This is a genomic window from Candidatus Propionivibrio aalborgensis (assembly GCF_900089945.1).
Lineage (GTDB): Bacteria > Pseudomonadota > Gammaproteobacteria > Burkholderiales > Rhodocyclaceae > Propionivibrio > Propionivibrio aalborgensis.
This window is the reverse complement of record NZ_FLQY01000184.1, coordinates 1-12,782: the sequence shown is the minus strand read 5'-3', so window position 1 is coordinate 12,782 and position 12,782 is coordinate 1. Positions and strand designations below refer to the sequence as shown.

The window sequence follows — 12,782 nt, the reverse complement described above, 5'->3', positions numbered from 1 at the left end:
CTTGTTGAAGCTGTCATAATTCTGTTCCTCTCGCCCTCCGATCAGAGAAACCTGGAACTGCGGATCAATCTGGTAGCTAAGTGCAATTCGCAATTGGTTATCTTCCTTGCTTCGCAAGTTGCCCTGATCGGTGCTTACTGCATTGAGATAAACTGACCAGCCAAGGTTTACCAGGCGAGTCTTGCCCTCCAGGCTACCAAGCCACGTCTTGGTCGTCGAACCATAGGTACTTCCGGCTTGCGAACCGGTGTCACTCAGGCTATAGCGCAACTGATAGTCGGCAAAACTGCCAAATGAACCCCGAATATAGGGAGAGACCTGATAGGTCGAGGTCTCCGTGATGTTGCTGTTAACGTTGGTATTGACGTCAGATGAAATTGGTGCAGCGCCGAAGGCTGAAATGCTCTGCTGGGATATGTTTCCGCTCGCATCTATGAACAGCCAATTTTCAATGGCCTCAAGCGTCCCGAAGGCATTGAGCGAGTTCTGCGTTTGGTTGTTTTGAGAAGGGTCGGCAGTATAGAAAATATTGTTCATTGAATAATTCAAACGCAGTTTTGCGCGATCGCCCGAACCATAGATACTGATGCCAGGGGCAATGTTGGTACTCAGAGAACTTTGGGTGTTTGTAGAACTCAAATTGAGGTTATTAGTTGCCGTTTCGGTAACGGCGAGTGTCGGCGTGATCGTCCAGTTTCCCGCAAACGCCGGAAACGTGACAAACCCCAACAAAATTCCGAGATGAACGAGTCTCTGACCATCAAGCTGGGTAACGATATTACTTGCCATAGCCGTAACCATAGCCGTAACCATAGCTGTCCTTGGTTGCTGCTCTAGCCTGATTAAGCAACATAAGTTTCACCGGGCAAGTCTCAAGTGTTGCAAGCGCATGCCGGACATCAGCGTGCGCTGTGCCTTCGGCCTTGACAACAATAACGACTTGCCCCATCCGTGCGGCCAGTGTCCGCGCCTCGGTTGTAACCAGAAGTGGGGGGGAGTCAAAAATGATGATCCGGTCAGAATAGCGGTTAGCCATATCCGCCAATAAATTGATCATGGCGTCGCTGGCGAGGAGCTCGGTCGCTCGCGGATGAGGCGTTCCACTAGGCAGGATGGTCAACTTCTCAACATTGGTGCGCAACAAGACTTGCGAAAGTTCAATCGACTCATCAACCAGCACATCCATCAACCCGCGCGCCGGGGGCACACCCAGCCTCTTCAAAAGGTTGGGTCTGGCAACGTCGGCATCAACCAACATCACCGTGTTATCCAGTTCCATGGCAATGCTCATGGCCAAATTTGTAGCAGTATAGGTTTTTCCCTCACCCGGCAAGGCGCTTGTAATCATGATCAGGTTGCCGTTCTCGATCTGGGTAGCACCTTTGCCCATTGCGTTGTCAATCAACGGCCGTTTGATTACGCGGAACTCATCCGCAAGCGTTGAGCGCGGCGCGTCAGGACGAATAATTCCAGCTGCAGAAAGCACTTGAAGATCCAGTTCCACGCGACGTGATATTGCCATTTCCGGCGACTGAATCACCACCTGCTCACCGCTACTGGTAGCGGGTCGCGACTCATCGTTGCGCAACGGTAGCGCCTGTTCATCAATAGCCGTCTCGGCAACTTCATCTGCAGACTGGGGCGGCATATCAACCCCCGCCTGGCGCAGCTGCTCCAAACGTTTCGCCGCTTGTTCAATGAGGCTCATCGTTCTTCCTCAAGCAGTACGGATAGTAAAGACAAACAGCAAGGCAATCCCAGCACCATAGGCACCGACAAGTGATGCGAGAGCGGCAATGAATCGTCGGAAATCCTTCTTATCCTTCAATTTCGACTCATCTCCGACGTTCCTGGAAACAATCCCGAGCAAGGGCAGTCCGGTGGCTTCCCGCAACTCGCGGGCAACGAAAAACACTGGCCGAATCTGACTCATTGCAAAAGGTACGAAAAGACCCGCCGCCAAAGCCACCAACAAAGTCAGCGGCATAAGCAACAGACGATTGGGGGACACAGGGCGGGGAGACACTCGCGGCGGATCGATCAGGCGGAAATCGACACCTCCTGCGCTGGCATCCATTTCCCCAGATATCGTCGCCGATTCACGACGTGTGACCAGACTCTCGTAGTTCTTCTTGTTGATATCGTAGTCCCGGTTGAGCTGGGTATACTCCGCCTCAATCTGTGGAACCATCTTCACCGAATCCTTCAACTGCTTGTAACGCGATTCATATTCGTCTACCCGGACACGCAAAGAAGCGACAGTGGCCTCGTTCTCGGCCAGAGATACCTTCAGTTGCTGATACACCGGATTATTATTCAGCAGGTAGCCTGGGCTGGAGGGAGCAACCTTTCTCCGGGCCGCTATCTCCTCGCGCTTCTGCTCTTCCAGGTCCTTTATCAGGCGCCGCGTGCTTACGACGTCGGGGTGCTGATCGGTATAACGCTGCAGCAATCCATCAAGGTTGCGCTTCATGACGTCAATGCGCCCATCAATCTCGGGAATGGATATGCCCGCCGTCGACTCCTGTGGATCCGGCAGCAGCACAGGCTCCTCACCAACGATTTGACGCTTGAGGGCATCACGGGCATTTTCGGCCTCCTTCAACTCAAGCTTGGAGCGCTCAAGAGCGGCACTCACCTCGCCTATCCGACCGAAATAGTCCTTGCCGTCCGCCGAAGCCTGTTGCAGGGAAAGATTCTTCAATTTGAATTCCTTCAGACGATTCTCCGCTTCCTCCAGCTTGCTCTGGTACACCTGAATCTGGTCATCGATGAATTTCTTGGCAGAATCCGTGTCCTTGCGCTTGTCACCAAGACCTGACTCAACAAAGATGGAGACGAGTGACTGCACCACCCGCTTCGCCCGCTCCGGATCTGGGTTGTTATAGGCAAGCGTGTAGAGATTGTCACGTGAGGTACTCTGAATGGTCAGCGATTTCATTAATCCATCAATTATGGCGTCCTGCGCCTGCTTGGATTTTATGTTGAGATCAAGATCAGCCATGCGAATCAGTTTTTCCACATTGGGGCGACTGATCAGCGTCCGGCTCAGAATCATGATCTGCTGGTCAAGATTTGGCTCAATCGCAAGACCTGACATCAAGGGTTTGAGAATGGACTGGGTATCAACATATATGCGCGCCGAAGCCTCATATTTGTCCGGGATGCGAAGAACCGTCACGACACCTATTGCCCCGACAGCCCATGCAACCAGCAACCCCAGCCAACGATGCTGCCACATCCCTCTCAGAATAGTCGTCGCTTGTCGGATTATTTCATCCATCGGATCGTGATTTCCTTAGTAGTCAAGAACACACAGGCAGCGCTCAACGTCACCGCCAGTGACAATATGGAAACCAAATCAGAACCAGCTTTGCGGAATGATCAAAACGTCCCCCGGCTTCATTTCGACATTTGCCGATACATCACCGCGTTTGATCAGGTCACCTACGCGCACGTTGAACTGCTTGTTATCCTCGGTGGTCCGCAGAAGCGTGGTTCCATTACCATCGGCGAATTCCGTTATTCCACCCACGGCAATCATGACATCAAGCAGGGTCATCTTCTGCTTGTAAGGCAGCGTCTGCGGCTTCGCCGCCTCTCCCACTACGCGTATCTGTTCGCTGTAGGGCCCCACAAACGCCGTAACTATCACGGTCACGACCGGGTCACGAATGAATTTGCTGAGCGCCTCCTCCATGTCGCGGGCGAGTGTCGTAGAGTCCTTGCCCATCGCCACCAAATCTTCGACCAGTGGAGCGGTAATCTTCCCGTCCGGTCGCACTGGAACGCTCATCGAAAGCTCTGGATTGCGCCACACCACGATATTGACAGTATCGCCCGGTCCGACAATGTAATTGTAGTCGGGCGAAGCAGCAGCAAAAGGTGCCGGTGGATTGCTCGTGGCGCACCCAAAGGCAGCCAACCCCAGCGCCCCGATTACGATCCAACGAAACGCGACGCGCAATCTCTCATACAGGCTGACAAACATACCATTCTCCTTTAATCGGCAACTTTCCCATGAAACGCAAGAACTCACGAGATGCAATTCTAGCGGAAATCGACCGAATTTGATCCAATTGTGCGTACATTCCAGCTGGAAAATAACGTATTGTTGTTAGTAACCTACAATCCGTTCTTTACCTAAAGTAATAATACTGTCGGGAATTCTGATCAGTCGCCAGAATCCTCGACGCAATATGCAAAGATGAAATCCAGACCAACTGATTGCGTCGGTGAGATTCATAGACTTAGGTTACTGCATGCAATCAACCGCACGACCGAGACTACTTCAGTTTCAGTCCTGCTCTCCAACCCAACCGTGCCGTCAAGCAGGGTTGCGCGTAACAGACGCAAGATACTTTCTCTTAAGCGATAAAAGAAACAAATACTTCACACTTCAAGGGAGTTATCCTTCACAGTCCTGACCGGAACTTGGCGCATATGGATATCAAGCGCCCTGGCGAAGCGCATCGACGACTTGCATTCGCGAGACCCGCCGCGCCGGCATCACTGCGGCCAGACAGGTCGCTACAAAACCAATACCTCCGGCAGTAAGTACCTCGAGTGGAACGAGGCGGATAAAAGCGGTATACCCGATATTCGCGTTGGGTGGGGGCGGCATCGGAATTCCGATCGCAGAAATGATCCACGCCGCAATGCAACCCAAAGACATCCCCACTGCTGCACCAAGCAGACCGAGTAAGAGGCTCTCGGTCATAATAAGCTGGAATACTTTTCCTGGCCTGTCACCCAGTGCCAGCATAGTGCCGAACTCCCGCGTTCTTTCAAACAAGGTCATGTTGACACTGTTCGCCACGCTCAAGAGAACCATCAGCAATATGATGAAACGCAACACTCCGAACTGGGTTTCGTAGAGTTGCAGAGTCTTGTCGTAGAAATCGGATAACTCTCTCCAAGAGGCAGTTTCGAATCTGTCCGAATCAAGTTTGTTGCGTAGGGATGCAATGACAGGATCCGTATCCGCCGTGCGGTTCAGTAAAACCACCATCACATGGGCGGAGCTGTTGTCCATCAGATTGCGCGCTGCGCTCAGCGGGATACGGACAGCGCGAGCGTCAAAATCTTTCGAAAAGCTCTGGAACACCCCGACGACTTCAAAGTCCAGCGTATTAACCGCCCCCAGCGCAAGACTAATGACAAGGTTGACTCGGTCGCCGGCTTTCAGGCCAAGCGATTTGGCAACACCCTGCCCCAAAACGATTCCATCGCTGTCGGCATCTGCAAGCGCGCGCCCTTCGATATAGCGCATATACGTACCGACTTGGGCCTCCGCAGAAGGCTCGACTCCTTCGCCGATGATTCCAAGATCACGTTTTCCATTGTTGATCATGCCCGTAAAACCGAGGCGTGAGAGCACGAGTTGCACACCGGGCTGATCAGTCAATTTCTGCTTCAGTTGCTCAGGCTGATCGATCAGATAGGATTCAGGAGAACGCGTACGTCCCTCGCGGTACCCCTTGCGAACGATCTGGATATGACCACTCTGCGAATGAATAACCGCCTCACCCAACTGGATAAAAATATCCTGCACGAACCCTCCGGCCAGGATCAGGCCGGCGACTCCCATACTGATCGCCGCCAAAGTTGCGGCTGACCTTACCCGATGCCGGAACACATTGCGCAGGGCGAACGCGAGGCCCTTGGGTAGTTGTAAGTTCATTGGTTGTGCCGCAATGCGTCGACGATATTCAAGCGGCTGGCTTTCCAGGCTGGCAGAATGCTGGCGATCAAAGTCGTAACCAACGCCAGAGTCAAGGATTCCACGGCCAGCGACGTGCTGATCAGTATCTGACCAATATAGCCCCGCGCCATACCCGGCGCTGGCGGCATCGGTATGCCGATGGCGGAGATGATGGTAGCCAGCACATAACCCAGTGCTAGTCCGACGACGCCACCGGCCACGCCAATCAGCACGCCTTCAGCCAAAAACATGCGCATGACGAATCGTCGCCGCTGCCCGATAGCTAGACTGGTGCCGATTTCCCGAGTGCGTTCAAGTACGCTCATGGTTTGCGTGTTTGAAATGGTCAGGACAATGATCAGTCCAATGATGAACTTCACGACACTGACCTGCTTCGAGAAGAGTACGACCGTTTTGTTGTAAAAATCTGCCAGAGCGCCCCAGGGAATGACCTCAAAACGATCGGCCGGCAAAGCGGACCTGAGCGTTCCAACGGTCTTTGCTGTTCGCTCGGTTTGCTCAAGCAACACTACCCAGGTGGTTGCACCATCAACCCGCATCAGCTTGCGCGCCACAGCAATTGGCAATCGTATCGCGCTGTCATCATATTCTTTAACGATGGTGGCAAAAGTCCCCGCAACCTTGACTTCAACAGCGTTCGGACTGCCGTTGGCCGCAGTTGCCAGCAACACTACGATATCGTCTGGTTTGACGCCGAGGCTACGCGCCAGGCCCTCGCCCAGCAACACTGCGTGCTCGTTCACATCGGCCAGGTCGCGGCCCGACACAATGGTGATGCGGCTGCTGATCGGTCGCTCACGCACGGGGTCGATTCCTTCCCCTACAAAAGCAATGGTTACATCCCCATGGCTGGCCAAACCACTGAAAGCCAGTCGTGGCGTCAAACTGACAAGGCCTTCGGTCTTCTCAATCAGCGCCTGTTCGGACGATTGCGCCGGGAGTAAATAGGAATAGGGATCGGCAATCCATGGCACTACCTTAAGCCAAGGACATGATCAAAGACACAAAGAAACGATGGCTGAGAGCCTCGCTTGTTAAGATTGTGGTGTCTGAAATCACGTTCGATAACAAGGAGGATCAGCCATGGTCGATGCTAGCAAAAAAACGCCTGCAACAGATGGTGGAGAGGTTTCGGCGGCAATTTGGTGATCAGCCGACGCAAGCCTTTGGGGCGGTGCTGCCGAACGACGTGTTGCGGAAGCTGCTCGCCGAGGAAGTCGGCGCGTTTCGGGAGCGCATTTATCCACCCCTGACGACCTTGGGGCTCTTTGTCGGGCAAGCGTTGAGTTCCGATGGCGCATGCCAGGATGCCGTGGCCCGCCGCGTCAGCGAGCGGACGGCCCGAAGCCAGGCGGCGTGCAGCCTGAACAGCGGACCCTACTGCAAAGCGCGGCAGCGCTTACCCCTGGGGCTGATCCGCAAGCTCGCCCTGTGTGTCGGGCAGAAACTCGAACAGGCCAGCCCGCGCGCCTGGAAATGGCGGGGCCGATCGATCACGCTGTTGGACGGCACCACGATTTCGATGCCCGACACGGTGCAGAATCAGTCGGCGTACCCGCAAAGCGGCGTGCAAAAGCCGGGGCTGGGCTTTCCACTGGCCATGCTGGTTGCCCTGATCTCCCTCTCCACCGGCGCGGTACGGAGTTGGGCACTGGGACCGTGTCGGGGCAAACACACCGGCGAGCAAGCCTTGTTCCGTACGCTGATGACGGACTTGAGTCCGGGCGATATCGTGTGGGCCGACCGCTATTACTGCAACTACTTCACGGCGGCCTTGTTGGTCGAACGTGGCGTCGATCTGGTCACTCGGCAGCATCAGCGTCGCATCACCGACTTTCGGCGCGGCCAGCGGCTGGGACGACGCGATCATCGGGTCGACTGGATACGCCCCCAGCGTCCCGGCTGGATGGACCCCGAGACCTACGCGCGCATGCCGGAACGCTTGGCCGTGCGCGAAACCGAAGTCGCCGGCCGGGTTCTGGTCACGACGTTCCTTGATCCCGAAGCGGTCAGCGCGCTGGAGATCGACGCGCTGTACAGACGGCGCTGGCAGGTGGAGGTGGATCTGCGTTCGATCAAGGCCGAGATGGGGATGGATATTCTGCGCGCCAAATCGCCCGCCATGATCGACAAGGAAATCGCTGCCTGCCTGCTGGGCTACAACCTCGTGTGCGCACTGATGAGTCGCGCCGCGGCCGTAGCGCACGTGCTGGCCCGGACGCTGAGTTTCAAGGGAACGCTGCAATTGCTCCTGGCCTTCGAGCAACAACTGCGCTTCGGCGCGGGTTCCGGGGTGAGAACCATGACCGCCCATTTGCTCGGCGCGATCAGCATGCTCCGCCTCCCCATTCGTCCCGGGCGGGTCGAACCTCATGCCATCAAGCGACGACCCAAGAACCACCCGCTGCTTACCGTGCCACGCAAAATCGCACGCGCTATGATTCTCAACTCACGAGGTGCAACGGCTTAAGGTAGTGCCATGAGGATCGGCAATCCCTTTTTTCAAAGTAATCCGGTCTGACGATCTGAATGTGCCCGAGCTGCGAATGAATCGTGATTTCACGCATATCCTGGAATATCCAGGCAATGAATCCGCCGGCCAGTAGAAAGGCAATGGTCCCTCCTCCCACCGCAAGTGTCGCAACGAGGGTTCGATTGGCATTCCGCCGGAGATTACGACCGGCAAGGCGGAAATCAGCGGCTAAACCAAGCATTGTCAGGTCGCAAGTTTCGAAGGGCGAGGTGAGTCAGGTTCACCATCATGATCGCGAGCTTACCCCAGCCAAATTGATAAGAAGCCCTTACCAGGCAAAGAAAATACTAGATCCTTAAATTGAAATACAATTACCCGAAACTCACAACAACAATCTGACGACAATAGAATGCTTTTTGCGGCTGGACCAACCCTTCGTCGATGGCTCAGGCAAATCGCCTGCGAGCTGGTTACTTAATGAGGTACAGCACGATCCTGTGAAAGTGCGCACGCAAGCGAGGCTAACATGAAAAGGTGTAAACAATGCTTGGTTCCCGAGTCCGTGCCGGGGATATCGCTTTCAAAGGATGACGTGTGCAATCTTTGCCTGGACAAACAGACGCTGGAAACAGCGGTCGCGAAAGAAGAAGAAGCACGACTGGTTTACGAGGCAGATTTTGAGAAGACGCTTTCTGAAAGCAGAGGGCAAGGAGAATACGATTGCCTGGTGCCGCTGAGCGGTGGCAAGGACAGCATCTACCTGCTCTATCGGCTCAAGGCCGAGTGCAAACTGAAGGTACTGGCCTTCACGGTCGACGTCAATATACCGGGATTAGCTTGGGACAACATCAGACGGGCACTCGCCAAACTGAATATCGACCACATCATCTATTCCCCATCGCACGAGTTTTACGACAAGACATTCCGCTACCTGCTACGCAATCAGGAAGAGCGGGGCGCGGTCTACACGATCTCTTATGTCTATGCCCCACTCTTCGAAGGCGATGCGATCAAACTGGCGATGGAAAAAGGTATCCCTCTGGTCCTGGCGGGATACTCACCCGGCCAGCCTGAACCCGAGCGCATGCTCTATGAATTTTCGCGTCAGCTGATCTGCGAGACCGACTGGACCCCGCCCGAAATGGCCGCATGCAGCGAATTCAGCGCTGAGGATCTGAGTCGATTCTACAATCCGAAGAACTATCCATCCGGAACGCAGTTTCCGCGCTACCTCGCCCCCTTTCACGCCTGGGCTTACAACCAGGAAGACATCATGCGCAAGGTCGTCGAGCTTGGACTGGTGGCCACCAGCAAACACGCCAACCCGATCCACAGCAACTATCCGATCAACTGGTTGCTGATGTATTCCGACCTTCGCGCCTTTGGTTACAACCCGTATGCCCCGGAGTTCTCGGCGCTCATCCGGAATGGAAAGGCCAACCTGAATTATTGGCGAATCATGGGGCCTCTGGTCGATTTTCTCATCCGTCATCGACTTGGCCCGGGCAAGGAAGTGACGCGCAGTCTGAATGCGCTTGGACTGACTGCGGATGACTTGCGCATTACCAAACCCCGTGGTGCTTACGACCCGATCCCGGGACGCATGTGATGAAGCAGCCGGTGATGGACGAGCTCATGGACAGCGCCGGCTGGACCGTTTCCGGCCTGCTGCGCACCCGGAGCAGCCGCTCACCGCAAGCCATCGCGCAGTGGCAATTAGCCCCTGATGGGCAATGGATAGCGAGTACATGGAGTGATTACTGCAAGGCCGTTGCCTCGCTTGCCGGCAGATTCAGAAAACTGGGGCTTGCCAATGGCGATCGGGTCGGCATCATGGCCGCCAGTGGTAAAGAGTGGGACTATGCCCAGCTCGGCATTCTGGCTGCTGGCGGCGTTGCGATCGGCCTCGATCCGCACGGACTGGATGAACACACACAGGAAATTGCCCGTCTCTGCAGTTTTTCCGGTGTGGTACTCGCCAACCCCGCGCTACTCGAAAAACTGGGTGACGAGGCGCGCCGCAAGCTGCGCTTTATCCTCAGCATCGAGCCCTGCACCGTGACAGGTGTCGTCGCACTCGACGCGCTGATCGACGACGAATTCGTCGATGATCGGTGGAATCAGGCGCAACCGGACAGCCCGGCGACCATCATCTTTACGTCCGGAACCACGGGCGCTCCAAAAGGCATCGAATACAGCCATCGCCAAATGTGTCTGGCCGCCGCCGCCATCCTCTCGGCCTTTCCCGACCTGCGCGAAGGCAGCCATCTGGCCTGCTGGCTCCCGCTCTCCAATCTTTTCCAGCGCATGATCAACCTCTGCGCTATCAGCCGAGGCGCGCAGACTTTCTACGTCGCCGACCCGAGGGAGATCATGCGCTATGCACCGCAGATCGCACCACACGTTTTCATCGGCGTTCCGCGATTTTACGAAAAGCTCCATGCCGGCATTCAGGAAGCGCTGGCCAAGAAACTGCCTTGGCAGCAGAAGATTGCACAATGGGCACTCCGAATCGGCGAACGTCACGCTGCCGCCAAACGTGCCGGCCTTCCCACGGATCCGTTGTTCAAGCTGCAACTGGCGTTGGCAGAGCGACTGGTTCTGAGGGATCTGCGAGGAATTATGGGAGCCAATCTGCAATTCATGATCAGCGGCTCGGCTCCGATGCCGGTGTGGTTGCTCGAACGTTTCCACGGTATGGGCCTGCCGGTACTCGAAGCCTACGGACTCAGTGAGAACATCATCCCGGTGGCCTTGAACCGGCCGGATGATTTTCGTTTCGGCTCCGTCGGCAAGCCGCTGCCGGGCTGTGAAGTCCGGCTGGCCGAGGACGGAGAATTGCTCGTTCGCGGCCCAGGAGTATTTAGCGGTTACCTCGGTGACGAAACGGCCGAAGCGCGCGTTGACAGCGACGGCTTTCTGGCCAGCGGTGATTTTGCGAGCATCGATGACGAGGGATTTATCACGTTGATCGGTCGCAAGTCCGAGATTTTCAAAACGTCGACGGGCCGTCGGGTCGCGCCGTCGAACATCGAAAGTCTGCTGCGCCAGCTTGAGCGGGTCGAATTCGCCGCAGTATTCGGGGCCGGGCGCGCTTTGCCCACGGCGCTGCTGGTGATGAGCAAAGCGACTTGGCAGGATGCGGTGTACGAGTTTTGCCAGCGCTTGCGGGAAGACGCCGCAATAGCCCTGGCTCCGCTGCCGTCCTACTTGCGTCCGGCAGGCTTGGCATTGACCACGCGGATGTTTACGCTGGCTGGCGGAGAACTGACAGCCAACCTAAAAATGCGCAGGCGCAACATCGAGCAGAACTTCGCACCCGCCCTCGATGAACTCAACAGGCATATTGACAACGCTGCCGGCGCTCCCTTTGAAACCCAAAGCAAGGATGGCCTCGTGCTATTTCTCAGCCTATGAAGACCTACTTTGTCACCGGCGCCACCGGCGCGATCGGCAGCGCACTGATACCCATCCTGTTGCAGGATACGCAGGGTAAGGAAACTCGCGTCCGTTTGCTGTTGCGCGCCAAATCGTCCGAAGATCTGGCGCTACGACTGGAAGCACTCTTCAGCTTCTGGCAGACACACGCCGATGACATCCCGACCCGAAGCCGTGTCAAGGCCTTGCGCGGTGACGTCACCCTGCCGCGATTAGGTCTGGATGAAGCCGACTATCAGGCGCTTTGCGCCGAGTGCACCCACATCGTTCATTCGGCGGGCAATGTGCGGATGAATCTGCCGATCGAACAGGCACGACATTCTTCGGTCGATTCGGCACAAAACATAATCGCCCTGGCGCATGACAGTCCCCGCTTGGAGAAAGTCGAATTCGTCAGCACCGTGGGTGTTGGCGGTCGAACCCACGGCGCTGTTCCGGAGGAATGGATTCTGACGCCGCGCGGCTTCCACAACACCTACGAGCAAGCCAAGGCGGAAGCCGAAGACGTGATACGCGCCGAGCTAGAGCATGGTATGGCCCTGACCGTTCACCGACCGAGCATGGTCGTCGGCGATACGATCAGCGGACGAATCATTCATTTCCAGGTGTTTTATCACCTGTGCGAGTTTCTTTCCGGACGACGCACACTGGGACTGGCCCCAGGTTTTGGCGTTGCGCGGCTCGATATCGTGCCGGCAGACTACGTGGCCAAGATCATTGCCTGGTCGAGCGGGACCGATATCACAATCGGCCGAATACTGCACTCCTGTTCGGGACCGGACTTGGCGCTGCCTCTGGTGCCGCTGCGTGAAACAGTGCGGCAGGCTTTTGTCGCCGCGGGCCGCGCTCTTCCACCGGTCATCAACCTGCCAACCAGCGTGTTTCGGGCCTTGCTCACTGGCGTCAGCTTCTTCATGCCCGCCGAAACCCGGCGGGCGATCAAAACCCTGCCGGTATTTCTTGATTATCTGGCTACTGAACAAAGCTTTTCCAATTGCAACACAACAGCCTTGTTGGCAACCCCTGGACTCGCTGTACCGCCACCCCACAGCTATCTCGACAAAGTGCTTGCTTATTATCTTGGGCGGATTCAAGTCTGAAGTGCAACAGCGTTATGACGCGAGTGTAACTGCTCCGTAAATACTT

At 55.8% G+C, this 12,782-nt stretch carries 10 protein-coding genes; 4 read left to right on the top strand and 6 right to left on the bottom strand.

The features are described 5' to 3' along the window. The 6 genes from PROAA_RS09855 to PROAA_RS09830 all read right to left on the bottom strand — a co-directional run. A partial coding sequence (locus tag PROAA_RS09855) for a TIGR03016 family PEP-CTERM system-associated outer membrane protein (protein WP_186411176.1) occupies window positions 1-789 on the bottom strand: 789 nt, incomplete at its 3' end. Then, a complete protein-coding gene (locus PROAA_RS09850; RefSeq protein ID WP_186411175.1) occupies window positions 779-1,708 on the bottom strand; it encodes an XrtA-associated tyrosine autokinase in 930 nt (309 codons plus the stop codon). The genes PROAA_RS09855 and PROAA_RS09850, both read right to left, overlap by 11 nt. Before the next feature lie 9 nt (window positions 1,709-1,717). After that, window positions 1,718-3,283, bottom strand: a complete 1,566-nt coding sequence (locus PROAA_RS09845; RefSeq protein WP_186411174.1) for an XrtA system polysaccharide chain length determinant — start codon at window positions 3,281-3,283, stop codon at window positions 1,718-1,720. A 78-nt stretch (window positions 3,284-3,361) separates the two neighbouring features. Continuing rightward, the gene (locus PROAA_RS09840) at window positions 3,362-3,991 is read right to left on the bottom strand and encodes an XrtA/PEP-CTERM system exopolysaccharide export protein (protein WP_186411173.1); all 630 of its coding nucleotides are present in this window, start codon (window positions 3,989-3,991) and stop codon (window positions 3,362-3,364) included. Window positions 3,992-4,450: 459 nt separating this feature from the next. Then, the gene (locus PROAA_RS09835; RefSeq protein WP_186411172.1) at window positions 4,451-5,683 is read right to left on the bottom strand and encodes an ABC transporter permease; all 1,233 of its coding nucleotides are present in this window, start codon (window positions 5,681-5,683) and stop codon (window positions 4,451-4,453) included. Then, window positions 5,680-6,699, bottom strand: coding sequence for an ABC transporter permease (locus PROAA_RS09830; protein WP_186411171.1), 1,020 nt, complete (start codon window positions 6,697-6,699; stop codon window positions 5,680-5,682). The genes PROAA_RS09835 and PROAA_RS09830 overlap by 4 nt, the downstream gene beginning before the upstream one ends. 71 nt (window positions 6,700-6,770) lie before the next feature. Between PROAA_RS09830 and PROAA_RS09825 the strand changes: the two genes are divergently transcribed. The 4 genes from PROAA_RS09825 to PROAA_RS09810 all read left to right on the top strand — a co-directional run bounded on the left by PROAA_RS09825 (window position 6,771) and on the right by PROAA_RS09810 (window position 12,736). After that, the gene (locus tag PROAA_RS09825) at window positions 6,771-8,195 is read left to right on the top strand and encodes an IS4 family transposase (RefSeq protein ID WP_186411170.1); all 1,425 of its coding nucleotides are present in this window, start codon (window positions 6,771-6,773) and stop codon (window positions 8,193-8,195) included. Between the two features lie 529 nt (window positions 8,196-8,724). Further along, the gene (locus PROAA_RS09820; protein WP_186411169.1) at window positions 8,725-9,807 is read left to right on the top strand and encodes an adenine nucleotide alpha hydrolase family protein; all 1,083 of its coding nucleotides are present in this window, start codon (window positions 8,725-8,727) and stop codon (window positions 9,805-9,807) included. Further along, window positions 9,807-11,615 carry an AMP-dependent synthetase/ligase gene (locus PROAA_RS09815; RefSeq protein WP_186411168.1) on the top strand — a complete coding sequence of 603 codons (1,809 nt, stop codon included), beginning with the start codon at window positions 9,807-9,809 and terminating at the stop codon, window positions 11,613-11,615. Before PROAA_RS09820 ends, PROAA_RS09815 begins: the two co-directional genes overlap by 1 nt. Continuing rightward, complete coding sequence (locus tag PROAA_RS09810) at window positions 11,612-12,736, top strand: SDR family oxidoreductase (protein ID WP_186411167.1); 1,125 nt, start codon at window positions 11,612-11,614, stop codon at window positions 12,734-12,736. The genes PROAA_RS09815 and PROAA_RS09810 overlap by 4 nt, the downstream gene beginning before the upstream one ends. Window positions 12,737-12,782: the final 46 nt, after the last annotated feature.

What these genes read in the sequence shown, in the direction of transcription:
- PROAA_RS09850 (WP_186411175.1), bottom strand. Translation starts at nt 1,708, where the DNA reads ATGAGCCTCATTGAACAAGCGGCGAAACGTTTGGAGCAGCTGCGCCAG.
- PROAA_RS09845 (WP_186411174.1), bottom strand. Translation starts at nt 3,283, where the DNA reads ATGGATGAAATAATCCGACAAGCGACGACTATTCTGAGAGGGATGTGG.
- PROAA_RS09840 (WP_186411173.1), bottom strand. Translation starts at nt 3,991, where the DNA reads ATGTTTGTCAGCCTGTATGAGAGATTGCGCGTCGCGTTTCGTTGGATC.
- PROAA_RS09835 (WP_186411172.1), bottom strand. Translation starts at nt 5,683, where the DNA reads ATGAACTTACAACTACCCAAGGGCCTCGCGTTCGCCCTGCGCAATGTG.
- PROAA_RS09820 (WP_186411169.1), top strand. Translation starts at nt 8,725, where the DNA reads ATGAAAAGGTGTAAACAATGCTTGGTTCCCGAGTCCGTGCCGGGGATA.
- PROAA_RS09815 (WP_186411168.1), top strand. Translation starts at nt 9,807, where the DNA reads ATGAAGCAGCCGGTGATGGACGAGCTCATGGACAGCGCCGGCTGGACC.
- PROAA_RS09810 (WP_186411167.1), top strand. Translation starts at nt 11,612, where the DNA reads ATGAAGACCTACTTTGTCACCGGCGCCACCGGCGCGATCGGCAGCGCA.